This is a genomic window from Nocardia sp. NPDC057272 (assembly GCF_042668615.1).
Lineage (GTDB): Bacteria > Actinomycetota > Actinomycetes > Mycobacteriales > Mycobacteriaceae > Nocardia.
The window spans coordinates 25,146-48,233 of record NZ_JBHUYK010000033.1 but is presented as its reverse complement, the minus strand read 5'-3'; the positions used below and the strand labels follow the sequence as shown (position 1 = coordinate 48,233).

Sequence of the window (23,088 nt, the reverse complement as noted above, 5' to 3'; positions counted from 1 at the left end):
ACGTTCATGATCATCAAGGTGAGCGGGTTCACTCCCGAGATCGACGACACTGCCTGGATCGCGCCGAACGCGACCGTGATCGGGCGGGTCCGCCTGGGCGCCGAGGTCGGCGTCTGGTACTCGGCGGTGCTGCGCGGCGACCTCGAACAGATCAGCATTGGCGCGCGCACCAATATCCAGGACGGCTGCGTGCTGCATGCCGACCCCGGTTTCGTCCTCACCGTCGGCACCGGGGTCTCGGTGGGACACAACGCGATTCTGCACGGCTGCACCATCGGCGACGATGTTCTCGTCGGCATGGGCGCGACCGTGCTCAACGGCGCGGTGATCGGCGCGGGCAGCCTGATCGCGGCCAATGCCCTGATTCCCGAGGGCGCGCAGATTCCGCCCGGCTCACTCGTGGCGGGCGTGCCGGGCAAGGTGCGCCGCGAACTCACCCCGGCCCAGCAGGACGGCATCAAGCTCAACGCGGCGGTGTATCTGCACAATCTGACCAACCATCGCGATGCCGAGGTGTTGTGACCCGTCACACTGAGCAAGTGACCAGTAGGGAACCCTGATAGCATTTCTCCTGCGTATTGCGTCCGATCATAAGAGTGGCGGTCGGCACCGGATACGCGAGGCAGGAGGTATCACGGTGGCTTACGTGCATTCCGGTGTGCGCCGAGCGGCGGGACGGCTCAGCGTGGCCGATATCGCGGCCCAGCCCGGCGGGGTCGAGGCACTCCAATCCCGTGTTCACGAACTCCGTTCTCGCGGAGTACATTTCGCGGCCAATGCGATCGAGCAGGAGATGGCCGCCTTGGATCTGCCGCCGCGGGGATAATGGGGTAATGCCTACCGTTACGTCGATCCTCGCGCGGATACTCGAAAAGCCCGTCACCGACGGGGAGAAGCTGCTCGACAGCGCGCTGTCGGCATTTCTGGACTTCGGGATCAAGCGCACGAGCATGGGCGAGATCGCTCGGCGGGCCGGCATCAGCCCGGCCACCCTCTATCGGCGGTACGAATCCAAGAACGAGCTGGTCGAAGCGGTCGGCGTGCGCGAGGCGCAGCGCTATGTGACCGAGATCGATGAGCGAGTACGCGCGGTCACCGAACCCGGCGAGCAGCTCGTCGAGATCTTCGTCGCCTTCGTCACCACCATCGCAGGCAATGAACTGCTGCGCCGGTTGCTCAGCACCGAGCCGGAGATCATCCTGCCCCGGCTCACCACCGACGCCGGGCCGATCCTCGCCGTCGGGCGCGCGTATCTGGCCGAGAAGCTGCGCGAGCTCCAGGTCAGCGCGCCGGTGCCCGAATTCGATCCCGATCTGGTCGCCGAGATCATGGCGCGGCTCGCGCTGTCGCTGGCACTGACTCCCGACGGACTCATTCCGCTCGACGACGCGGAAGCCGGGCGGGAGTTCGCGCGGCGCACGCTGCTACCGATGGTCGGCCTCCGCGAGATCCGCTGACACACCGAAGGCCGCCGCCACCACCTCATCGATGTTCGAATCAGCCACCGGTACACCGTCTTCCAGCAGTGCGCGCACCCTTCGCACGACCTCCCCCGCCGCCGGGCAGCCAGGATCGGGCACCGGCAGTCGCGCCACGTACTGGGTGATCCAGCGGCGCCGGCCCGAGTACAGCCGGTTGCCGCAGACGGCGTCGTAGAACCGCAGTCCCAGTGCCGAATTCGCCACGCCCATCAGCAGATACGCCAGATCGATGGCCGCGCGGCCCGCACCGAGATCGGTGAGCGAGATCCAGTAGCAGTCACCGTTGACCACCGCACCCGATCGGTCGAGGGCGAATCGCGGACGTTCACTGATGTCGGGAAACACCAATTTCGGTGCGCCCCAGAGGTGTGGGCGCTGGGGGACCCAGATCTCGAACCACTTCCGGCCACCGTCGAGCACGTAACGTCTGCCCGACAGAGCTTGTTCGTGCGACTGTAAATATGCTGCCGCACAGGGGAATTCGGAGAGGTCGATCGGGGTGCGGCGGGGCTGCAGCAGATCGTAGGGATAGAGCACCTTCGTGCCGCGTGCCATCGCGACCCGCCAGGGTTGCAGATCGTGGTGAGTGATCAACTCCCGCAGCAGTTCCGGTTCCGGCGTCGGGTCCATCTGATCCCAGCGGTCCGAGATGAACACCCGATCGGCTGTCGTCTTGATCCCCACCCGGATCCGCGCGGCCTCCCCGAACGAGCGCCAGGTGCGGTCGGCGATCCGGCCGAGCCAGTGATCGACAGCGGGGCGCGACATGCGCCACGCGGTGTCACCGTGACGGCCGGAGCGGATCCCGCCTCGCGGGGCGACCAGCCCTGCCGACTCCGCGTTCACCGCCGGTGGGGCCAACGACTTCGCCGGCCGCACCTCTGTCACGGGCGCACGGGCCACCGCGTCGCCTGTCGCCAGCACCCCGACCTCCACCGCGAACACCCGCCCCCCAGCGCCGACGCGGCAGGCATCCTCGCCCGCCAGCGCGTCGAAAAGCGCGGTGGTGCAGTCGGGTTCGACCCCCGATTCCTCATAGACCGAGACATAGCGGCAGTCGGGTGGTCCGGTGGCACGCAGGGCGACGGTGATCGCGGGCAGCACCGCGGCGGCGAAGAGTTTGGTGTCACCGAGGTCGTAGAGCTCCACCGGTGTCAGTTCATCGGTGAGAATTCGGCGCAGGTTCGATCCGGCCCGCGTGGTGAGAAAGCGGTTGGCACAGAGCAATCCGAGCACTCCCCCGGCAGTCAGCAGCCGCGGCGCGATGGCGACGAAGGGATGGGTGAGGTCGATCCGCCCGCGCAGGCCGAACTGTTTGCTCAGCAGCTGTGCGGTCGCGCCGCCCAACTGCTGGGTGCGGACATACGGCGGATTGCTGATGATCAAGTCGAACGAGCCGTCGGCCAGCTGGGCCGCCGCTGCCAGGAAGTCGCCGCCGCGGCAGTCTATTTCGATGCCGAGCGCGGCGGCCCGGTCGGCGGTTTCGGCGATCGCGTGTCGATCCAGGTCATATCCCGTCAGGCGCACCGCCAAATCCGGTGCGGTCGAGGCGACTTCCCGACGTACCGCCAGCAACAGCTCGCCGTCCCCGCACGCCGGGTCGAGCACGCGCAGCACGCCGCCGCGTGGGGTGTATCGCAGCGCTCGTCGCGCCAGGAACCGCGCGAGCTCCGGTGGCGTGTAGTGCCTGCCGTGCCGTTTACGCTCCTGCGCGTCGCGGGCCTGCAAAGCCATGCGTTCGATTGTGCCCCGGAACCGCCCCGATGCGCCGCAGGCGCGAGCCGGGGCGCAGCGCGACGACCTCACCTGCGCAAACCCGATCGAGTGTTTCAAACAGTGGTTTGCACCACTCGATCAGGGGTGGAGCGAGCAGTGGGCGATAGGTAACGTCTGTCCGGTTTCACCCCGCTGCACCGAAGCCGAGGACGATGCCGAGACTCAGCACGCTGACCGCCGCACTCACCGCCGTAGCCCTCACCGTGCTGCCCGCGTTACCCCCGGTCCTCGCGCAGGCCGACCCCGGCCGGTACGCACCGACCATGCTCATCCTCGATGCCTCGGGCTCGATGGAGCGCCCCGATCAGGGTGGCACCATGATGGATTCGGCGAAGCGGGCCGTGCGCGCGTTCGTCGCCTCGGCGCCCGCCGAATCATCGGTCGGACTCACCACCTACGGCACCGGCACCAGCAATGCCGAGGCGGACAAGGCAGCAGGGTGCCGCGACGTCCAGGTGCTGCGGCAACCGACCACCATCGACAAGCCCGCCCTCACCACCGCTGTCGACGGTATCCACGCGCGCGGCTGGACCCCGATGGGCACCGCGCTGCGCCAGGCCGCCGACGCGCTGCCCGATTCCGGACCGCGTTCGATCGTGCTCGTCTCCGACGGTGACGACACCTGTTCACCGCCGGACCCGTGCGAGGTCGCCGAGGAGTTGAAGGCGCAGGGTCTGGACCTGATCGTGCATTCGATCGGGTTCGCCGTCGACGACAAGGCGCGCGCCCAGCTCACGTGCACGGCCCAGGCCACCGGCGGCACCTACAGCGATGCCGCCGACGGTGCCGCGCTGGAACGCATTCTGCCGCGGGTGAGTTCGGCCGCGCTGCGCAACTACCAGGCCACCGGCACACCCATCACCGGCACCGACGAATACCGGACCGCGCCGGTCGCGAAACCCGGCCAGTACCTCGACACCATCGGTCAGCAGCAGAAGCGCCTCTACGCGGTCGACGTGCCCGCGGGCGCGACCGCCCACTTCACCGGGATCGTCTCGTTCCCCCGGGCGAAGGGCGTCTCCACGACGGAGGACATGAACGCGCTGGAACTGCGGGTCTTCGGCCGCGACGGCGCCGATTGCGGTATTCGCGAGCGTGAACTCGAGACCAGGGCCAGCGACGGTGTCGCACTCACCGTCGCCAAGACCTTCGAGGGGGCGGCCGAGGAACCCACCAGCGCTGATTCCGCCAAGTGCAAGGGCGGCGGCCGCTACTACTTCGAGCTGAACTGGGATCTGGTGGCCAAGGGCTCGCCCGCGCGACTGCCGATGGAAATCCTCGTCGGCATCGAACCCGGGGTCACCGATCCCGGGCCGGCCGCGGTGAGCACCCCGGTGACCTTCACCGATCCGGCCGGGCCCGCCCAACCGATCAGCGGTGGCGGCTCGTTCACGACCGCCTCCACGCTGCCCGGCGGCGGCAACTTCACCGACACCCTCCAGTCCGGTGAGTACGTCTTCTACCGGGTGCGGCTCGACTGGGGGCAGGGACTGGCCTACCGCGTGCGGTTCGCCGAGACCGGCGGCGCGAACAGCACCGCCGCGTCGAATGTGGAGACCACCCTGTATTCGCCGCTCGGTCGCGACATCGACTCCGACACCACCGTTTACACGGGCAGGTCGAGCGCTGAGCTCGCGCTGGCGTCGGTGCCGGTCCGGTATGCCAACCGGGATCAGTCAGATTCGCAGGTCCAACGGCAGGCGGTGGCCGGCTGGCACTACATCGCCGTCAAACTCGGCATCCCGATGGGCGCGGACGCGATGCCGCCGACGCCGATACAGCTCGACGTCGCCGTGTCGGGCGCGGCCGAAGCAGGGCCGACCTATGTCGGCGTCAGTGCTCAGCCGGAAGCCGAACAGACTGTCGCCGTGAGCGGTCCGGCGACGGTCGCGCGGCCGTGGGCCCTGTACGCCCTGATCGGGGCGGGCGCGGCGCTGGTCGTCGGCGTCGGTATCGCGATCCTGGTCGTCTCTCGTAGACGCGACTGATTCCGGCTTCCGCCGGCACCCGAGTCCGTGGTGCCGGCGGGTTCCGCCGCGGTGACCGAACTGCTAAATTAGTCTCAAAATGAGACCAGTTCTCCGTACCGTAGGGAGCCGCGCGATGGCGCAGACCGAGCACGACAGCAGCGATTTCGCCACTCTCCAGCGGCTGGCCGACGAACGCTGGAGCTGCCGTCAGTTCACCTCCGAGCAGGTCGACCGCGCGACCATCGAACAGCTGCTGACCCTCGCCCAGCGCACGCCGTCGTGGTGCAATACCCAGCCCTGGCAGGTCGTGGTCACCGCGGGCGAAGGCACCGAGCGGTTCCGCAAGGAACTTCTCGACCACATCCGAACCGCTGGCAACACACCTGATTTCGAATTCCCCGCCGCCTACGAGGGCATCTACCGGGACCGTCGCCGTGCCTGCGGGTTCCAGCTCTACGACAGCGTCGGCATCGTCAAGGGCGACCACGAGAAGACCATGCGCCAGATGGTGCGCAACTTCGAATTCTTCGACGCCCCGCACGTCGCCATCGTCACCTCCGAAGCCGACCTGGGCATCTACGGCGCCGTCGACTGCGGCCTCTGGCTCGAGAACTTCCTCCTCGGCGCCCAAGCTCTCGGCCTCGGCGCCGCTCCCCAAGCCGCCCTGGCCTCCTACGCCCCCTTCATCCGCGACTACTTCGCCATCCCCGACAACCGCAAGGTCGTCTTCGGCGTCTCCTTCGGCCACCCCGACACCACCCACCCGATCAACGCCTTCCGCACCGCCCGCGCCCCCCTCGACGACCAGGTCACCTGGCACACGTCCTGACCGGGCGGATCACCGCGCCGCGTCAGGCAGGGTGCCCGGCCGAGGACATTCCGGGACCGGCTTGCGGTTCGACGTCGCGCGCGGTGATCTCCGCCGCGCACTCGTCGCACGTCAGATGCGCGTGCGCCTCCCCCGCGCAACCACGATGCCGGTATTCCACCGGCGGCCCATCCGGCGCCATGTAGGCATCGCCCCAATCGCGGATCGCCATCAGAATGGGGTAGATCGCGTGCCCCTTCTCGGTGAGGCGATACTCCTCGTAGACACCGTCATCAACCGGCCGCTTCACCAGAATCTCATGTTCGACCAGCCGATCGAGCCGATCCCGCAGCCGACTCCGCGAAATCCCCAGCGCGCTCTGGAACGCGTTGAAACGCCGCACCCCGGCGAAGCTGTACTTCAGGATCAGCAAGGTCCAGCGATCACCGAAGATCACCAGCGGCCGCGTGATAGAGCACGGGACGTCTGCGAGTTCCTCATAGCGCACCCCGCCATTATCCCCCGAACACGCACGGCCGCGGCGCGGTAGACGGGGTTCGTCCCGAGCGGCCGGCTGACCCACGACGACTTCGGGCCCCGGAAGAATCTCCCGGGGCCCGAAGTCGTTGTGTCAGTTCAGATCACAATGGGATGTTCTTGTGGTGGCTCTTGCGGGCCGGAGCCGCCGCGAGGGCCGCGGCGATGATGCTGCGGGTTTTGGCGGGGTCGATGACCTCGTCGACGACGCCGATGGCGACGGCGCGTTCGACGCCGCCCGCGAGCTGCTCGTGTTCGGCGGTGAGGCGCTCATGGAGGGCTTCGCGCTCGGATTCGGGGGCGGCGGCGAGTGCCTTCTTGTGCAGGATACCGACGGCGGCCTTGGCGCCCATGACGGCGACTTCGGAGCCGGGCCAGGCGTAGACGGCGGTGGCGCCGAGGGCGCGGGCGTTCATCGCGATGTAGGCGCCGCCGTAGATCTTGCGGGTCACCAGGGTGACGCGGGGAACGCGGGCTTCGGCGAAGGCGTGCAGCAGCTTCGCGCCGCGACGAACCACGCCCTCGAGTTCCTGGCCGACACCGGGCAGGTAGCCGGGAACATCGGTGACCACGACCAGCGGGATACCGAACGCGTCGCACAGTCGCACGAAACGTGAAGCCTTTTCGGCACTTTCGGAGTTCAGGCAGCCGCCGAGGCGCAGCGGGTTGTTGGCCAGGACGCCGACGGTGCGACCGCCGAGACGACCGAGACCGGTGACCATGCTGCGGGCGTAACCACCCTGGAGTTCCTCGAAGGAGGACTCACCGTCGACGTTGTCGAGCAGCTCGTGCACGATCGGCTTCACGTCGTAGGCGCGCTTGGCCGACTCCGGCAGCATCGCCTTGAGATCGACATCGCCGTGCTCGGCCGCGACCAGGTCGAACTCGCCCTGCTCGGCGAACATCGACACCAGCCGGCGCGCGCGGTGCATGGCGTCGGCCTCGTCGTCGGCGGCGATGTGGCAGACGCCGGACTTCTTGAAGTGTGTGGTGGGACCACCGAGGGTCTCCATGTCGACGTTCTCGCCGGTCACCGAGCGCACCACGTCGGGCCCGGTGACGAACACGCGGCCCTCGGGCGCCATGATGACCACATCGGTCAGCGCGGGACCGTAGGCGGCGCCACCGGCGGCGAAGCCGAGCACCACCGAGATCTGGGGAACGAGACCGGACGCGCGAACCATAGCCTCGAAGACCAGGCCTACCGCGTGCAGCGCCTCGACACCCTCGGCCAGGCGCGCGCCACCGGAGTGCCACAGCCCGACGACGGGAATGCCGGATTCGATCGCGGTGTCGATCGCGTCGACGATGTGCTTGCAGCCCTCCACACCCATCGCGCCGCCCATGACGGTCGCGTCGGAGCAGTAGGCCACGGTGCGGACCCCGTCGACCTCGCCGATCGCGGCGAGCACGCCGGAGCGGTCACGCGGATGCAGCGGCAGGACGGTGCCGGGGTCGAAGAAGCGCTGGAGCCGACCCAGTGGGTCGCGCGGATCGGTGGTGGTGTCTTGAAACGCGGGAGCAATGATGGTCATCGCGCTCACTCCTTCGTAAAGATTGCCGCGGCGGCGGCTGCTGTGGCGAACCGCCGGTGGGAGTCGAACCATTCAGTTGGCACGACCCCCACCGGGGATCGGAATGCAGTCGGCGGCTTATGCCCGACCGAAGGCGAGCGCGACGTTGTGCCCACCGAAACCGAAGGAATTGTTGATCGCGTACTCGATTTCCTGGCGACGGGCTTCCCCGTGCACCACATCGAGATCGATCTCCGGATCCTGGTTGTCCAGGTTCAGTGTCGGCGGAACAATGCCGTCCCGGATCGCGAGCACCGTGAGGATCGACTCCAGGGCGCCGACGGCGCCGATCGAGTGACCCAGTGCCGACTTCGGCGCGTACACCGAAGCGTGCTTACCGATCGCCTTGTGGATCGCGTTCGCCTCGGCGGAGTCACCGATGGGCGTCGCGGTCGCGTGGGCGTTGATGTGGGTGATGTCGCTCTTGGTCAGACCAGCGGTCTGCATCGCGCGAGTCATCGCCCTGGCCGCACCGGTGCCCTCGGGATCGGGAGCGACCAGGTGGAACCCGTCGGAGGTGATACCGGCACCCAGCAGACGAGCGTGGATGGTGGCACCGCGCGCCTTGGCGTGCTCTTCGGTCTCGATGACCATGAGCGCGCCGGCCTCACCGAAGACGAAACCGTCGCGATCCTTGTCGAAGGGACGCGAAGCACCCTTCGGATCGTCGTTGCGGGTACTCATCGCACGCATCATGGAGAACGCCGCGATCGGCACCGAGTCGATGAAGCCCTCGACACCACCGGTGACGACGATGTCGGCGTCACCCATCACGATCATCCGCCACGCGTTGGCGATGGCCTCCGAACCCGACGAGCACGCCGAGACCGGAGTGACCACTCCCGCCCTGGCCTTCAGCTCGAGACCGACGACCGCCGACGGACCGTTCGGCATGACCATCTGAACAGCCAGCGGCGAGATCTTGCGATAGCCACCGTTCTTCAGCTTGTCGACCGAGTCGATCAGGGCGTCGCCGCCGCCGAGTCCGGTGCCGATCGCGACGCCGAGACGGTCGTTGTCGACCTCAGGGCTGCCCGCGTTCTTCCACACCTCGCGACCGAGAACGGTCGCCAGGCGCTCGACATACGCCATGCGGCGGATCTCGACCCGGCTCAACAGGGTGTCGGGGCTGACCTTCAGGTGACCGCCGATTCGCACCGGCAGGTCGTATTCCTCGATGAAGGAATCCTCGAGAACGTCGATTCCGCTCTCACCGTTGAGGAGTCCCTTCCACGTCGCATCGACATCACCAGCGATCGACGTGGTCGCCGCCATCGACGTGACGACGACGTTGGGGAAGTTCCCGTTCAAAGTACTGGGAGCAGGAGTGGTCAAAGTTCGGCCCTACTCGCCGGCGCTGTCGAACTTGGCCTTGAGCTCGGCGGCGACGTCGGCGTTCTCGGCCTCGAGCTTCTGGACGTAAGCGACGGAGTCGCCGACGGTCTTCAGGCTGGCCAGATCCTCATCGGGGATCTTGACGCCGTACTTGTCTTCCATCTGCACAGCGATCTCGACCATGGACAGCGAGTCGATGTCCAGGTCGTCGACGAAGGACTTCTCGAGGGTCACCTCGGAGGGTTCGATACCCGTAACCTCTTCGATGATCTTGCCGAGTTCTTCGACGATCTGTTCCTGGGTCAGAGCGGCCACTTTGGTGGCTCCCTTCTTGTTGCTATTTGTAGGGTTCGTGAACGGCCTGCACTTCGCTGTGCACGACCGCCGGGGGGAAAGCTAGCCCGAGGTGGTCAGTTCGGCCAACGCGGGGAGGTCTTCGGGGGTCTTCAGGGCCAGATTGGGCGTGCCCTTCAGCTCCCGTTTGGCGATGCCGACCAGCGTGCCAGCCGGCGGCAACTCGACCACGGCCGAGACGGCCGCGGCGCGAATGGTCTCGTTGCACAGGTCCCAGCGCACGGGGCGAGTGACCTGAGCGGCAAGTTTTTCGATCGCGTCGGCGCCCGAGGTGACCGGTTGTCCGTCGAAGTTCGACAGCAACGTCCGGATCGGGTCGCTCGGCGAGATCTGGGCGATGGCATCGGCGACAGCTTCCTGTGCCGGGGCCATGAAGACGGTGTGGAACGCACCGGCGACGGGCAACGCGCGGACCCGTGCCTTCTCCGGCGGGTTCGCGGCGAGCTCCGCCAGAGCTTCCAGGCGACCCGCTGCCACGATCTGGCCTACCGCGTTGCGGTTGGCCGGGACGAGATCGAGTTCGGCGAGTCGTGCGAGCACGGTGGCCTCATCGCCACCGAGCACTGCGGACATGCCGGTCGGCTCCAGCGCACAGGCCTTGGCCATCTCCCGGCCGCGGATGGCGGCGAGGGCGACTGCCTCGTCGGCGGTGATGACACCGGCGACAGCGGCTGCGGCGAATTCGCCGACCGAGTGTCCGGCGACGACTGTATCCGCCGGAATCGACCCGGGGGTGATTTCGGCGAACGCGAGGAGTGCGGCGGCGACCACGAGCGGCTGCGTCACCGCAGTGTCGACGATCTCCTCGGCCGTCGCGGTGGTACCGAGACGGACCAGATCTAGGCCTGCGGCCTTCGACCAGAGCTCGAGGCGATCAGTCGCACCGGGAAGTGCGAGCCACGGCGTGAGCATGCCGGGTGTCTGGGACCCCTGTCCAGGGGTGAGCAACGCGATCACCCCCTAAGACAACACTGTGACCCCCGCCGCATGAGATGTCGGCGCGAATGAAGCTTTCCGATCGCTTTTGTAGGGGTCCCACAAAATCCGAGGTGGGGTGTCGGGATCGACCGATTCCCCAATCCCGTTACAGGGGGTCGTGACCCAATGGGACAGGCGGGGTTTCTGTGACAGGAGGAGACGATTCGTTATGCGTTCGTGTCAAACGGCCCACTGTGGCTGCGATTCGGAGCACATAGGCGTCCCGGGGATTCATGGGATCGCGGCCGGTGACCTCGCCGATTCGTTTGAGTCGGTACCGAACGGTATTTGGATGGACGTACAGCTGCCGAGCGCAAGTTTCTACTGCTCCGCCACAATCCAGGTAGGCGTCGAGTGTGTCGGATAACGAAGATCCGGCAGCAGCCAACGGGAGCACAAGATACTCGTTCAACGCCTCTATCGCAGCTCTATCGCCCAGCAACGCGCGTTCCGGGAGCAACTCCGTGGCGTGAACGGGCCTTGGCGCCGCGCGCCAGCCCACCACGGCCTCCATTCCCGCCAGCGCCTCGATCGCCGACGCGTGCGCGGCGCCGAGGGTACGCATCGTCGGGCCGATCACCACCGGACCGTCGGAGAACACCTCGGCCAGCAGATCGGTGAGGAACGGCGAGCCCATGCCCGACTCCCCCAGGTGCCCGCTGACCACCATCACCAGCCGCGCACCCTGCACCACCGCCAGCGCGGCCCTGCCGTGTTTAGTCGCGATGGTGTGCACCGCACCGACCGTCGACACGCCCTGGTCCAGCGGCGGTGTGCCGACCAGCACTGTGGCGGGCGCCGTGGCGTCCCAGTTCAACGTGGCGGCCCGGGAAAGCATGTCCGGGCCCGTGTCGCCCCGGACCACCGCGTCGACGACCAGGGCCTCCAGGCGGGTATCCCAGGCGCCGCGCGACTCGGCGGCGCTGGCGTACACCGAGGCGGCCGCGAAGCCGAGCTCACGCCCGTACCGCAGCACCGCCTCGGTGAGCGCCACCAGCTGCCGATCGTTGCGCGCCAGCGCGGGCAGCCACTGCTCGAAGAAGTCCATGGCCACCCGCACCATGTCCACGGTCTGGCGCAGCGTGAGCCGCCGCGCCAGATCCTGTGGAATCACCTGGAACGCGTCCAGGCTGAAGCGGATATCGGAATCGGGATCCTGCAACCACTCCAGGAAGTTCACGACCGCCGTCTGCACCAGCATCTGCACACCCGCTCGCTGCGCGGCGTCCAGATCGGCGAAGAACGGCAGCCGATCCTGCATCGACCCCACCGCCTCGGTGGACAGCCGGCCCGAGAACTGCTTGACCCGCTTGAGCAGCGTGTCGGGCAGCGGATCACGGGTCTGCCGATTCGGGGACAGAGCCCCCGTCGGCAGATAGACCTCGTGTTCGCTGGTGCCCTCGGTGATCCGACGGGGCCGCGGCGGTTTGCGCTCCACAGTCCAATAGTCCGCTACGCGAGTTCCTCTGCCGCGTCCGCACTCGGCTTCGGCGCGGCGGCCACGCTGTCGATGCCGTATTTCGCGGCCGCTTCCACCGCCTTGGCTTTGTCGAACGTGCCGTCCCGGACGAGACCCTCGAGCACCGCGACCACGATCGACTGCGCGTCGACGTTGAACACCCGGCGCGCGGCCGTGCGGGTGTCGGAGAAGCCGAACCCGTCGGTGCCGAGGGTGATGTAGTCGCCGGGCACCCACTGCCGGATCTGATCGGGCACCGCGCGCATCCAGTCCGTCGCGGCGACCACCGGTCCCCGCGCGGCCGAGAGCGCCTGGGTGACGTAGGGCGAACCCGAATCCGCGTCGGGGTGCTTGAGCGCCGCGATCTCCTTGTCCAGCGCCTCCCGGCGGAGCTCGCCGAACGAGGTCACCGACCACACATCCGCGGCCACACCCCACTCCTGGGCCAGGATCTCCTGCGCGCGCAGGCCGTCGGGCACGGTCACGCCGGACACGAGGATCTGGGCACGAACCTCGCCCTCACCGCCGCCCTGGTACAGGTACAGACCTTTGAGCAGACCCGCGACGTCGAGGTCGTCGGGCTCGGCCGGCTGCTGATAGGGCTCGTTGTACAGGGTGATGTAGTAGAAGATGTTCTCCCCGCCGAACGTGCCGACCGCGGGCACCTCGGTGCCGGGCAGCTGACTGGCCGGAACCTCGCCGCCGCCGTACATCCGGCGCAGACCGTCGCGCACGATGTGCGCGATCTCGAACGAGAACGCCGGATCATAGGTCACCACAGCGGGATTAGACGACGCCAGCAGCAGCGACTGCCCGTCGTTGTGCTGCAGTCCCTCACCGGTGAGGGTGGTGCGGCCCGCGGTGGCGCCGAGGACGAATCCGCGCGCGAGCTGGTCGGCCGCGGCCCAGAAGCTGTCGCCGGTGCGCTGGAATCCGAACATCGAATAGAAGATGTAGAGCGGGATCATCGGCTCGCCGTGGGTGGCGTAGGAGGTGGCGACCGCGGTGAACGAGGCGGTGGAACCGGCTTCGTTGATGCCCTCGTGCAGGATCTGGCCGACCGCGCTCTCCTTGTAGGCGAGCATCAGTTCCGCGTCGACCGAGGTGTAGAGCTGGCCGTTGCGGTTGTAGATCTTCAGCGTCGGGAACCACGAGTCCATGCCGAAGGTGCGGGCCTCGTCGGGGATGATCGGCACGATCCGCTTGCCGATCTCCTTGTCGCGCAACAGTTCCTTGACCAGGCGCACCAGCGCCATCGTCGTGGCGACCTTCTGCTTGCCCGAACCCTTGCGCACCGAGCGGTAGGCCTCGTCGCCCGGCAGCTTCAGCGCCTTGGCGGACGAGCGACGCTCCGGCACGAAACCGCCGAGCGACTTGCGCCGGGCCAGCATGTACTCGATGGCCGGATCGTCCATGCCGGGGTGGTAGTACGGCGGCAGGTACGGGTCCTTCTCCAGCTCGGCATCGCTGATCGGGATGCGCTGCAGATCGCGGAAGTCCTTGAGATCTTGCAGCGCCAGCTTCTTCATCTGATGGGTGGCGTTGCGGCCCTCGAAGTGCTTGCCGAGGGTGTAGCCCTTGATCGTCTTGGCCAGGATCACCGTCGGCTGGCCCTTGTGCGCCATCGCCGCCGAATACGCCGCATAGACCTTGCGGTAGTCGTGGCCGCCGCGCTTGAGATTCCAGATCTCGCTGTCGGACATGTTCTGCACCAGCGCTTTGGTGCGCGGGTCGCGGCCGAAGAAGTGGTCGCGCACGTACGCGCCGTCATTGGCCTTGTAGGTCTGGTAATCACCGTCGGGGGTGGAGTTCATCAGGTTCACCAGCGCGCCGTCGCGGTCGGCGCCGAGCAGCGCGTCCCACTCGCGACCCCAGACCACCTTGATCACGTTCCAGCCGGCGCCACGGAAGAACGACTCCAGTTCCTGGATGATCTTGCCGTTGCCGCGCACCGGGCCGTCGAGCCGCTGCAGGTTGCAGTTGATCACGAAGGTGAGGTTGTCGAGCGCCTCGTTGGCGGCCACCTGGATCAGGCCGCGCGACTCGGGTTCGTCCATCTCGCCGTCGCCCAGGAAGGCCCAGACGTGCTGGTCTGAGGTGTCCTTGATGCCACGATCGGTGAGGTAGTGGTTGAACCTGGCCTGGTAGATCGCGTTCATCGGGCCCAGGCCCATCGACACCGTCGGGAATTCCCAGAAGTCGGGCATCAGCCGCGGGTGCGGGTAGGACGGCAGTCCCTTGCCCAGGCCGCCGTGGCTGTACTCCTGACGGAATCCGTCGAGCCGGTCCGTACTCAGGCGCCCCTCGAGGAAACCGCGCGCGTAGATGCCGGGCGAGGCGTGGCCCTGGATGTAGACGTGGTCGCCGCCGCCGGGGTGATCCTTGCCGCGGAAGAAGTGGTTGAAGCCCACCTCGTAGAGCGCCGCCGAGGACGCGTAGGTCGAAATATGGCCGCCGACACCGATTCCGGGGCGCTGCGCGCGATGCACCATGATCGCGGCGTTCCACCGGATCCAGGCGCGGAAGCGGCGCTCGACTTCCTCGTCACCGGGGAACCACGGTTCGTTCTCGGTGGGAATCGTGTTGACGTAATCGGTGGAGGTGAGCGCCGGAATCGAGACACGGCGTTCGCCCGCTCGCTCGAGCAGGCGCAACATCAGGTAGCGGGCGCGACCCGGGCCTTCCCGGTCGAGCATGTCGTCGAAGGATTCCAGCCATTCACTGGTCTCTTCGGGGTCGATATCCGGTAGATACGACGCCACTCCTTCGCGGATGACCCGTACCCGTTCACCGGTGGGTTTGGTGGTGGATTCACCGCCCCCGGTGGAGGTCGCTACTGGATCGTTGGAAGCTGCAGAGTGGATCAGGTCGGTCAAATCTGCTCCTCGTGATGGGGGCTGAACTGCTTGGTCGGCGTCGCTATCCCCGGGCCTGCCCGCTTGGTGTGCGGACCACCCGTTGCGAAAGGTTCGGGTGCACCCCCCATCCTTACCGAAACGGCTGCCGAGGTCATCACCTCAGCGCGAATACCATTAGGTAGGTTCTGCGGGGAAATACGAGTCGCGCACGTGAGTGAGAGGGAACGCCGGACGATGAGGGTGCTGCACGCGCGCCGACTGGGGCTGATCTGTGCCTTTGTCGCCGTGACCGCGGGTTCGGTGGTGGCGGGTTGTGCCGAGCAGATCCCCGGCACACCGACGACCGACGCGGCCGAAGTAGCCGCCTACAAGACCACCGCCGCGGCGTCGTCCTCGGCCGCCGCGTCCTCGCGCGCCGCGGCCGCGCGCGAGCGCGCGATCACCGACAACTGCGGCCAGTTCGCCACCACCACCGGCGCCGGCGTCACCGCGTACAACGACTTCGTCTCCGCACACGACACCAACGCTCCCGACTACGCCGCCAAGCGCGAGTCCGCGGCCACCACCCTCGACAACGCGGCGACCAAAGTGGAGTCGGGCGTCGTCGCCGCGGCAGGCGCGTTGCCGACCGAACTGGCCGACAAATTCACCGCGTACGTCGTCGCGGCACGCGAGCTGGCCGTGCAGACCAGAAAGATGACCTACAACTCACCTGTCGGCAAGCTCAACGAGGCCAGCCGCACCATCAACCAGGCACGCACCGCAGTCCACGACGCCTGTTGAGACGGCCGATTTTGCCCTCCCGACACGCGGCATACGGTCCCAATTCATCCGATCAGCTTGCGCTACGGCCGATAACCATGTTCGCTTGCACCTATCTTACTGTCGGAAGTTTAGGGAGGACACCACCGTGGTCGCCGCGGCGGACGCGCAGAACTACGCTCAGAAGCTTGGCATTTCTCACGGCTTGGTTGTTCAGGAATTGGGCTGGGACGAGGACACCGACGACGCATTGCGCGCCGAGATCGAGGAGGTCAGCGGCGGCGAAATGGTCGACGAAGACTCCGATGAGGTCGTTGACGCCGTCCTGCTGTGGTGGCGAGAAGGTGACGGCGATCTGGCCGACGAGCTGATGGATGCCATCAGCCCGCTGGCCGATGAAGGCTTCATCTGGGTCCTCACCCCCAAAACCGGTCAACAAGGCCATGTCGATCCGAGCGAGATCGCCGAAGCCGCACCCACGGCCGGCCTGACCCAGACATCCACCATCAGCCTCGGCAGCTGGACCGGCTCACGCCTCGTTCAGCCGAAGGCACCGTCCAAACAGCGCTGAATCCGCCGTTCGCTAGGGTCTCAGTTGGGCTCGCATGCCCGGCTGGGACCCGACACGACGGAGGATTCGTAGTATGCCGCTAGAAGTTGGCACTCTCGCGCCGGATTTCACGCTCAAGGACCAGAACAACCAGCCCGTCACCCTGTCGGATTTCCGCGGCAAGAAGAACGTGCTGCTGGTGTTCTATCCACTCGCCTTCACCGGCATCTGCCAAGGCGAGCTGTGCAAGGTCCGCGACGAGCTGCCCAAATTCCAGAACGACGACGCCGAGATCATCGCGATCTCCGTCGGCCCGCCCCCCACCCACAAGATCTGGGCCGCGGAACAGGGCTACCTGTTCCCCCTGCTGTCGGACTTCTGGCCGCACGGCGCCGTCACCCAGTCCTACGACGTCTTCAACGAGAAATCCGGTTACCCCAACCGCGGAACCTTCGTCGTCGACAAGTCCGGCTACATCACCTTCGCGGAGATGAACGGCCCCGGACAGGCCCGTGACCAGGCGGCTTGGGAGAAAGCTCTCGCCGCGCTAGATTCATAACCCGACACCGCCGGTACTCCCCGGCGGTGCCAGGGCGTATAGCTCAGCGGTAGAGCACTGGTTTTACACACCAGCGGTCGTAGGTTCGATCCCTACTGCGCCCACAGATGTTGTACAGGTCCATCATCACGACTACGGAGTGTGATCACAGCAGCTGCAGGACGGGGGATCATGCTCTCGCTCGATGCAACTCCGGAGACTCCGAGTCACGCGGCAACGACCGGCTCTGTGCTCCGCGCGTTCGTCTTCGCGCTGGAACCCACCCCCACCCAGCAGGACATGCTCCAGTCGCATTGCGGCGCCCAGCGGTTCGCCTACAACTGGGGACTCGCGATGGTTCGGGCCATCTTCGCGCAACGTGAAGCGGAACGCTCGTATGGTGTCCCTGCAGAAGATCTGACTCCGCATATGAACTGGTCGGCCTACGCACTCCGCAAACGATGGAACGCAGCCAAGCCGACAGCGGCTCCGTGGTGGTCAGAGAACTCGAAGGAGGCCTACGCGAGCGGGCTGGCCAACCTGGCCACCGCGCTGAATCGTTGGGCGAAGGGGCGGGATTCCGGTATGAACCGGGTTAGCCGATTCCCGAAGTTCAAGTCCAAGCGGAGTCGACAGTCCTGCCGATTCTCTACCGGCGCATTCGGGCTGGTGGCCACCGACCGACGACATGTCAAACTTCCCAGGATCGGCGTGGTCCGCACTTTGGAGTCGACCCGGTCGCTGGAACGGCACATCCGAACAGGGGTCGCCCGAATTCGTTCTGCCACTGTCAGCTTCCGGAACGAGCGTTGGCAAGTATCGTTCTCGGTCGAGCTCTCCGGCCCCCCGACTACACCTGCAGGCAAACGGATTCCTGTTGTCGGTGTTGACCTCGGGATCAAGCACTTGGCGATTTTGTCAATGCCGATCCCTGGAATCTCCGACGAGGACGGGTTCGTCGCGGCGCCACCGGATGTCGAGCGCACCACGAAAAAGCTTCGTCGTCTGCAACGTCGCGCCACACGTCGGCACGGTCCCGATAGGCGGACCCACCGCACACCATCTCGGCGCTGGGAGAAGACCAGAGCAGAGATAGCGCGGGTGCACAAACAGCTGACGAATGCCCGCACAGACAGCCTTCACCAACTGACAACACAGCTGACCACTTCCTGCGAGTCCATAGCCATCGAGGATCTGCATGTCGCCGGACTGATCCGAAACCGAAGGCTCAGTCGGAAGATTCAGCTTGCGGCGTGGGGCGAGCTACGCCGCCAACTCACGTACAAGTCGAAATGGCGAGGAACCTCGCTTGTTGTCGCCGATCGGTTCTACCCCAGCTCGAAGACTTGCAGCGGATGCGGCGCAGTGAAAAACAAACTGCACCTGTCCGATCGGGTCTTTCGATGCGAAAATTGCAGTGCCGAGCTGGACCGCGACATCAACGCGGCCAGAAACCTTGCCTCGCTGGTTCATCAGCAGGACAGGCCGTCCGCGGCGAGTTGCGTCGGGACGCTAAACAAGCCCGATGGAAACCCGCGTAAGTCCGGCGTCTTGTCGGCAATGGGTACTGCCACGGGTAGGCCCCCGAGGTCAACGCCTCGCAGCAATGCGACAGCTGTCCGATGAGACAACGGTTCGATCCCCTCTGCGCCCCCCGCAGCAGAAGTGGCAGGTCTTCGCCGCAGGAAAACCCGCACGCGTCATCAATCGCTGCGAGGTGACGAAGGAGGAAGCGCGCTTGCTGTCAAACGTGCCGATGCCCCAGGATTCGGGGGCGGTCGGAATCAGTTGATCGACCGTACGATTCCGGACATGACTCTCATCGGCCGGGCATTGCGCACCGGCGCTGCGGCCCTCGCCATCACTGCCGGACTGGTCACCGCCGCCGGGCCCGCCGCCGCGGAAGCACCGTCGGGTTCGGGCAGCAGCTCGTTGGGCACCGGCTCCTCCGCACTGGTGCAGTCCGTGCTCACCGCGATCGGATGCGCCGTCGGCGCCAACTCCTGCGGGCCCATCGTCATCCCTCTGTAGATCGTTCACCGGACAGGGATTTCGGTCGGCGCAGGGCTAGTGCTCGCAGTCGTTGTGGATCGGCGGGCAGTAGATGGTCGTGGCGCAGGCCAGGCAGGTGTGCGTTCGGTGGTGTCCGCCGATTCGGACGCAGGGCAGCACGCTGACGAGCGACCGGCCTGTCCCGAGTCGGTGTCCGTTCGGGCAGAAGCGCGGCGCTGGTTCTGTCCAGCGTCCATTGCGCAGGTAGAGCCGAATCGAGTCGCACATACGTTCGATTATGCACTTCGCTGGGTTGATGGCGCGACTGGGCACACCGCCGCCACTACGACTGAGCCACGCCCCCGATCAGGTCCGAACGCGGCGGTCAGTAGTCGAGGGCGTGTTCCGGCTGACAGACGTACAGGGGCGAGGGCAGGTAGCGGACGATGGCGTCCAGGAGCGGGGCGATGTCGTCGCGCGCGAGGGGTGTGGCGCACAGGATGGGCACGATGTCGCCGTTGCGGGTGCGGCGGCGGATGCGAGTGTGCAGGTCTCGAACAGTGAGCGAGTCCACAGGGTGCTGTTCGGTCAGGATCGCTACGAGTGAGCGGCACCACCGCTCGGCGGGTTGCCCTGGGCTTCCCAGGGATTCGGTTGCCGCGGCCTCTAGTGCCGACAGCGGGACCAGGTCGATGACGTCGAAGCCGACACCGGCGCCGACGGGGATCTGGAGGGCCAACGGTGCCGCCCCGCGAGCGTCGGCGATCGTACGGACACAGCGGTCGAAGTCGGCGGTGGGTTGATCGAGGCCGCCGACCAGGCACAGCCGGGCGACCTGGTGATCGTCGGCGACGCGCAACATGGTTTCGAGTCGCGGGGTGGCGTGCGCGGCGGCGTCCACGACAACGATGACCGCGTCGGCTACGCGGATGGATCGTTCGAGGTCGGCGATGAGCGCGTCGCCCGATAGCTCGGCGACGCGAATCGTGTGCTCGATTCCGTCCATCGACCAGCGGACCGTGTTCTCGGTGTCGCCGAAACATCGGCGCAGGCGATGGACCACCCGCGCCGTCCCGTCGACATCGCCGATGATCGTGACGTTGCGAATCGACTGCGGGTCAATAGCTTTGGTGCCCATCGCGCGGTACTCCAGATCGATGTCATCACATCCTCGATCCACTCACCGTACCTGCGCCCGAGCAGCGCTGGAACGGAATTCCGCCCCAAAGTAGAACGTGTTCCTATACCGTCGGCCACGTGCAGAAAGAACAACGCCCCGCCGTGGCTGACTGGTTCACTGCGGACGACGGCCAGGTACGCCTTAAAGGAACTCGCTGCGACGACTGCGGCACGCCGTACTTCCCGAAGAACACACTCGCCTGCCGCAACCCCCAGTGCACAGGTGCCCACGACGGCTCCGAGCTCGCCGAGTACCTGTTCTCCACGCGTGGCCGGATCTGGTCGTACGCGGACGCCCGGTACAAGCCGCCCGCGCCCTACGTCTCGGCCGATCCCTTCGTGCCCTACGTCGTCGCGGCAGTGGAGCTCGAGGTCGAGCAGATGGTGATTCTCGGGCAGGTCGTGCGCGGTCTCACCGTCGATGATCTGGCCGTCGGCATGCCGGTCGAATTGACCGTCGGGACGCTGTACGAGGACGAGGACGCGGAGCACACGGTGTGGATGTGGAGGCCGGTCAATGACTGACACGAATGATCGCGACATCGCCGTCCTCGGCGCGGGCATGCACCCGTGGGGCAAGTGGGGACGCAACTTCGTCGAATACGGTCTGGTGGCCGCGCGTGCGGCGCTGGCCGACGCCGGGCTGGACCACCGCGACGTCGGCTACATCGCCGGCGCCGACACCATCCGCAACGGCTACCCCGGCTTCGTCTCGGGCGCGACTTTCGCGCAGGCGCTCGGCTGGTCGGGTGCGCAGATCTCGAGTAGCTACGCCGCCTGCGCCTCCGGTGCGCAGGCCATCGCCAACGCGCGCGCCCAGATCCTGGCCGGGCTGTGCGAGGTGGCGCTGGTGGTCGGCGCGGATACCACGCCGAAGGGCTTCTTCCAGCCGGTCGGCGGCGAGCGCCGCGATGACCCGGACTGGCTGCGCTTCCATCTGCTGGGCGCCACCAACCCGATCTATTTCGCGCTCTACGCCCGCCGCCGCATGGCGTTGCACGGCGCCACTCTCGACGACTTCGCCGCGGTCAAGGTGAAGAACTCCCGGCACGGCCTGAACAACCCGAATGCCCGCTACCGCAAGGAAGTCTCGGTCGAGGAGATCTCCGCCTCGGCGATCGTGTCGGATCCGTTGCGGCTGCTCGACATCTGCGCGACCAGCGACGGCGGAGCCGCGCTGGTGCTGACATCGATGGACTACGCACGCCGCCACGGCATCGCCGATCCGGTGCGCATCTGCGCGCTGTCGACGGTGACGCCGACGTTCCCGAAAACCGTGCTCGATCTGCCGGATTTCTCGACGGATTCGGCTGTGTCCGTGGAGCCCCCGTCTCGCACCTTCCGGTCGGCCATCGCGCACGCCGCCTACGAAGAGGCCGGAATCGGTCCCGCCGACCTGTCCTTCGCGGAGGTCTATGACCTCTCCACCGCACTGGAACTGGACTGGTACGAGGACATCGGGCTGTGCGAGACGGGCGAAGCGGAGGCTCTGTTGCGCAGTGGCGCAACGACATTGGGCGGACGGGTGCCGGTGAACCCCAGCGGCGGCCTCGCCTGCTTCGGCGAGGCCATCCCCGCACAGGCCATCTCCCAGGTCTGCGAGCTCACCTGGCAGTTGCGTGGCCAGGCCGACGGCCGCCAGGTGGACAACGCCCGCGCGGGCATCGCGGTGAATCAAGGTCTCTTCGGCCATGGTTCGGCGATCATCGCCACTCGCTGACCCTGCATCACTCCGGCCGGTTACCGAAACCCCGGGCTATGTCCGGGGTTTCGGCGTCCACCGGGTGCGCTCAGCCCGCTATATCGACGACTTCGCGCTCAGGAGTCAGGTCGGCTACCCGGTTGCGGGCGCGTTCGAGGGATCGCTGTAGGCGCTCGCCGCCGAATTCGTCGTTTCCCGTGTAGACGAACTCGACCTCCTCGATGCCGATGAAACCCAGAGCCGTGCGCAGGTACGGCTCCACGTGGTTCAGGCTCGCCAGCGGACCGCCCGTCTCGTAGCCGGCGTCGCCGGTGCCGACGATGACGAAGGCGCGCTTACCGGAGGTGAGTGGTGTGTACGGAGCCGCGGCTTCGGGATCGAAGGAGAAGGTGCGGCCGACCCGGACGATCTGGTCGATGTAGGCCTTCAGCATCGCCGGTACCCCGAAGTTGTACATGGGCACTCCGAGCACCAGCACGTCGGAGGCGAACAGCTCGTCCACCAGCTGGTCGCTGTAGGCCAGGGTGTCGCGCATCGACGCGGTGCGCTCCCCCGGCGGGGTGAAAGCGGCGGCGATCCAGTCCTCGGTGAGGTGCGGAGGCGGTTCGTGGCCGAGGTCGCGGCGGATCACCGTGTCACCGGGCCTGCCCTCGCTCCAGCGCGCGACGAACTCCCCGACCAGCGTGCGGGTGTGGGAGCGCGATCGGCGCGGGCTGGCATCGAGCTGAAGTAGCTGGGCCATCTCTGAAACTCCTGTCGGGACCGGGTCTGCTTGCTGGATCGAGCCTGCCCGACAGGGAATATCCGCGTAAGAACGCACATTTCTGTTACCCAGTACCCTTTTCCATACCTTTGCCGGTGAGACGAGGATGTGCATGGCGAGACGTAAGCAGGATCTCGATTTCGACTGCCCGGTCGAGGTCACCCTCGATGTGATCGGCGGCAAATGGAAGGGCATGATCGTCTTCCATCTGAGCGAGGGAACGGCCCGGTTCAACGAGATGCGCCGAGCCATGGCGCACGTGACCCAGCGAATGCTGACCGCGCAGCTACGCGAACTCGAGCGCGACGGCGTACTCACCCGCACCGTGTATCCGGAGGTTCCGCCCCGGGTCGAGTACGAGCTGACCGAGTTCGGTCGCGGTCTCGTCCCGATCATTCTGCTGATGGAGACCTGGGGCGAGCAGTACCGTGAGCAGCTACGTCCGGCCGGGTAGCACCTCGCGCGGCTGAGC

General features: G+C 66.7%; 23 protein-coding genes and 1 tRNA gene. 14 read left to right on the top strand and 10 right to left on the bottom strand.

Annotated elements, in window-relative coordinates:
* Positions 1 to 6: 6 nt before the first annotated feature.
* From ACFULV_RS30605 to ACFULV_RS30595, 3 genes are all read left to right on the top strand, one after another.
* Entirely contained in the window at positions 7 to 522 is a 516-nt protein-coding gene (locus tag ACFULV_RS30605; protein ID WP_378662713.1) for a gamma carbonic anhydrase family protein, read from the top strand.
* 115 nt (positions 523 to 637) lie between these two features.
* Positions 638 to 826, top strand: coding sequence for a hypothetical protein (locus tag ACFULV_RS30600; protein WP_378639113.1), 189 nt, complete (start codon positions 638 to 640; stop codon positions 824 to 826).
* Between the two features lie 7 nt (positions 827 to 833).
* Positions 834 to 1,457, top strand: coding sequence for a TetR/AcrR family transcriptional regulator (locus ACFULV_RS30595; RefSeq protein WP_378662711.1), 624 nt, complete (start codon positions 834 to 836; stop codon positions 1,455 to 1,457).
* Here ACFULV_RS30595 and ACFULV_RS30590 read toward each other — a convergent pair.
* Complete coding sequence (locus ACFULV_RS30590; protein WP_378662709.1) at positions 1,425 to 3,215, bottom strand: Eco57I restriction-modification methylase domain-containing protein; 1,791 nt, start codon at positions 3,213 to 3,215, stop codon at positions 1,425 to 1,427. The two genes, ACFULV_RS30595 and ACFULV_RS30590, sit on opposite strands and share 33 nt — an antisense overlap.
* 194 nt (positions 3,216 to 3,409) lie before the next feature.
* On the opposite strand from ACFULV_RS30590, the gene ACFULV_RS30585 reads away from it, so the two are divergent.
* Together ACFULV_RS30585 and ACFULV_RS30580 are read left to right on the top strand one after the other, a co-directional pair.
* Entirely contained in the window at positions 3,410 to 5,245 is a 1,836-nt protein-coding gene (locus ACFULV_RS30585) for a VWA domain-containing protein (protein ID WP_378662706.1), read from the top strand.
* Between the two features lie 115 nt (positions 5,246 to 5,360).
* A complete protein-coding gene (locus ACFULV_RS30580; protein ID WP_378639103.1) occupies positions 5,361 to 6,056 on the top strand; it encodes a nitroreductase in 696 nt (231 codons plus the stop codon).
* 22 nt (positions 6,057 to 6,078) lie between these two features.
* Here ACFULV_RS30580 and ACFULV_RS30575 read toward each other — a convergent pair whose 3' ends face one another.
* The 7 genes from ACFULV_RS30575 to aceE form a co-directional block, all read right to left on the bottom strand.
* Positions 6,079 to 6,492: a winged helix-turn-helix transcriptional regulator gene (locus tag ACFULV_RS30575; protein ID WP_378662761.1), complete on the bottom strand. Its 414-nt coding sequence runs from the start codon at positions 6,490 to 6,492 to the stop codon at positions 6,079 to 6,081.
* Positions 6,493 to 6,676: 184 nt separating this feature from the next.
* Positions 6,677 to 8,107, bottom strand: coding sequence for a carboxyl transferase domain-containing protein (locus ACFULV_RS30570; protein ID WP_364410755.1), 1,431 nt, complete (start codon positions 8,105 to 8,107; stop codon positions 6,677 to 6,679).
* 117 nt (positions 8,108 to 8,224) lie between these two features.
* Positions 8,225 to 9,481, bottom strand: a complete 1,257-nt coding sequence (locus ACFULV_RS30565) for a KasA/KasB family beta-ketoacyl-ACP synthase (RefSeq protein ID WP_266299014.1) — start codon at positions 9,479 to 9,481, stop codon at positions 8,225 to 8,227.
* 9 nt (positions 9,482 to 9,490) lie between these two features.
* On the bottom strand, positions 9,491 to 9,796 hold the full coding sequence (acpM, locus tag ACFULV_RS30560) for a meromycolate extension acyl carrier protein AcpM (protein WP_056821158.1): 306 nt from the start codon (positions 9,794 to 9,796) through the stop codon (positions 9,491 to 9,493).
* An 81-nt stretch (positions 9,797 to 9,877) separates the two neighbouring features.
* Positions 9,878 to 10,792 (bottom strand): ACP S-malonyltransferase, encoded by a 915-nt coding sequence (locus ACFULV_RS30555; RefSeq protein ID WP_358071125.1) that lies wholly within the window; start codon positions 10,790 to 10,792, stop codon positions 9,878 to 9,880.
* 127 nt (positions 10,793 to 10,919) lie between these two features.
* Positions 10,920 to 12,221 (bottom strand): PucR family transcriptional regulator, encoded by a 1,302-nt coding sequence (locus ACFULV_RS30550; RefSeq protein WP_378662759.1) that lies wholly within the window; start codon positions 12,219 to 12,221, stop codon positions 10,920 to 10,922.
* A gap of 44 nt (positions 12,222 to 12,265) precedes the next feature.
* Positions 12,266 to 15,148, bottom strand: coding sequence for a pyruvate dehydrogenase (acetyl-transferring), homodimeric type (aceE, locus tag ACFULV_RS30545; RefSeq protein ID WP_378662703.1), 2,883 nt, complete (start codon positions 15,146 to 15,148; stop codon positions 12,266 to 12,268).
* A 216-nt stretch (positions 15,149 to 15,364) separates the two neighbouring features.
* Between aceE and ACFULV_RS30540 the strand changes: the two genes are divergently transcribed.
* The 6 genes from ACFULV_RS30540 (at position 15,365) to ACFULV_RS30515 (ending at position 19,011) form a co-directional block, all read left to right on the top strand.
* On the top strand, positions 15,365 to 15,913 hold the full coding sequence (locus tag ACFULV_RS30540; protein ID WP_378639088.1) for a hypothetical protein: 549 nt from the start codon (positions 15,365 to 15,367) through the stop codon (positions 15,911 to 15,913).
* Between the two features lie 127 nt (positions 15,914 to 16,040).
* Entirely contained in the window at positions 16,041 to 16,463 is a 423-nt protein-coding gene (locus tag ACFULV_RS30535; protein WP_101469203.1) for a DUF3052 domain-containing protein, read from the top strand.
* A gap of 73 nt (positions 16,464 to 16,536) precedes the next feature.
* On the top strand, positions 16,537 to 17,001 hold the full coding sequence (locus tag ACFULV_RS30530) for a peroxiredoxin (protein WP_067456651.1): 465 nt from the start codon (positions 16,537 to 16,539) through the stop codon (positions 16,999 to 17,001).
* A 32-nt stretch (positions 17,002 to 17,033) separates the two neighbouring features.
* Positions 17,034 to 17,105 (top strand) — tRNA-Val (locus ACFULV_RS30525).
* 67 nt (positions 17,106 to 17,172) lie between these two features.
* Positions 17,173 to 18,606 carry an IS607 family element RNA-guided endonuclease TnpB gene (gene tnpB / locus ACFULV_RS30520; RefSeq protein WP_378662701.1) on the top strand — a complete coding sequence of 478 codons (1,434 nt, stop codon included), beginning with the start codon at positions 17,173 to 17,175 and terminating at the stop codon, positions 18,604 to 18,606.
* A gap of 186 nt (positions 18,607 to 18,792) precedes the next feature.
* Entirely contained in the window at positions 18,793 to 19,011 is a 219-nt protein-coding gene (locus ACFULV_RS30515; RefSeq protein WP_378662698.1) for a hypothetical protein, read from the top strand.
* A 346-nt stretch (positions 19,012 to 19,357) separates the two neighbouring features.
* Here ACFULV_RS30515 and ACFULV_RS30510 read toward each other — a convergent pair whose 3' ends face one another.
* On the bottom strand, positions 19,358 to 20,152 hold the full coding sequence (locus tag ACFULV_RS30510; RefSeq protein WP_378662695.1) for a GTP-binding protein: 795 nt from the start codon (positions 20,150 to 20,152) through the stop codon (positions 19,358 to 19,360).
* Between the two features lie 77 nt (positions 20,153 to 20,229).
* On the opposite strand from ACFULV_RS30510, the gene ACFULV_RS30505 reads away from it, so the two are divergent.
* Both ACFULV_RS30505 and ACFULV_RS30500 read left to right on the top strand, forming a co-directional pair.
* The gene (locus ACFULV_RS30505; protein ID WP_378662693.1) at positions 20,230 to 20,676 is read left to right on the top strand and encodes a Zn-ribbon domain-containing OB-fold protein; all 447 of its coding nucleotides are present in this window, start codon (positions 20,230 to 20,232) and stop codon (positions 20,674 to 20,676) included.
* Complete coding sequence (locus tag ACFULV_RS30500; protein ID WP_378662690.1) at positions 20,669 to 21,871, top strand: lipid-transfer protein; 1,203 nt, start codon at positions 20,669 to 20,671, stop codon at positions 21,869 to 21,871. The genes ACFULV_RS30505 and ACFULV_RS30500 overlap by 8 nt, the downstream gene beginning before the upstream one ends.
* 70 nt (positions 21,872 to 21,941) lie before the next feature.
* On the opposite strand, the gene ACFULV_RS30495 is transcribed toward ACFULV_RS30500, so the two are convergent.
* Positions 21,942 to 22,595 (bottom strand): FMN-dependent NADH-azoreductase, encoded by a 654-nt coding sequence (locus ACFULV_RS30495; RefSeq protein WP_378662687.1) that lies wholly within the window; start codon positions 22,593 to 22,595, stop codon positions 21,942 to 21,944.
* Between the two features lie 133 nt (positions 22,596 to 22,728).
* Between ACFULV_RS30495 and ACFULV_RS30490 the strand changes: the two genes are divergently transcribed.
* Positions 22,729 to 23,070 (top strand): winged helix-turn-helix transcriptional regulator, encoded by a 342-nt coding sequence (locus tag ACFULV_RS30490; RefSeq protein WP_378639071.1) that lies wholly within the window; start codon positions 22,729 to 22,731, stop codon positions 23,068 to 23,070.
* The last annotated feature ends 18 nt before the right edge of the window (positions 23,071 to 23,088 follow it).

Coding starts and splice junctions, on each gene's coding strand:
- ACFULV_RS30605 (WP_378662713.1), top strand. CDS start 7: ATGATCATCAAGGTGAGCGGGTTCACTCCCGAGATCGACGACACTGCC.
- ACFULV_RS30595 (WP_378662711.1), top strand. CDS start 834: ATGCCTACCGTTACGTCGATCCTCGCGCGGATACTCGAAAAGCCCGTC.
- ACFULV_RS30590 (WP_378662709.1), bottom strand. CDS start 3,215: ATGGCTTTGCAGGCCCGCGACGCGCAGGAGCGTAAACGGCACGGCAGG.
- ACFULV_RS30585 (WP_378662706.1), top strand. CDS start 3,410: ATGCCGAGACTCAGCACGCTGACCGCCGCACTCACCGCCGTAGCCCTC.
- ACFULV_RS30580 (WP_378639103.1), top strand. CDS start 5,361: ATGGCGCAGACCGAGCACGACAGCAGCGATTTCGCCACTCTCCAGCGG.
- ACFULV_RS30570 (WP_364410755.1), bottom strand. CDS start 8,107: ATGACCATCATTGCTCCCGCGTTTCAAGACACCACCACCGATCCGCGC.
- ACFULV_RS30540 (WP_378639088.1), top strand. CDS start 15,365: ATGAGGGTGCTGCACGCGCGCCGACTGGGGCTGATCTGTGCCTTTGTC.
- ACFULV_RS30530 (WP_067456651.1), top strand. CDS start 16,537: ATGCCGCTAGAAGTTGGCACTCTCGCGCCGGATTTCACGCTCAAGGAC.
- tnpB (WP_378662701.1), top strand. CDS start 17,173: ATGCTCTCGCTCGATGCAACTCCGGAGACTCCGAGTCACGCGGCAACG.
- ACFULV_RS30515 (WP_378662698.1), top strand. CDS start 18,793: ATGACTCTCATCGGCCGGGCATTGCGCACCGGCGCTGCGGCCCTCGCC.
- ACFULV_RS30500 (WP_378662690.1), top strand. CDS start 20,669: ATGACTGACACGAATGATCGCGACATCGCCGTCCTCGGCGCGGGCATG.
- ACFULV_RS30495 (WP_378662687.1), bottom strand. CDS start 22,595: ATGGCCCAGCTACTTCAGCTCGATGCCAGCCCGCGCCGATCGCGCTCC.
- ACFULV_RS30490 (WP_378639071.1), top strand. CDS start 22,729: ATGGCGAGACGTAAGCAGGATCTCGATTTCGACTGCCCGGTCGAGGTC.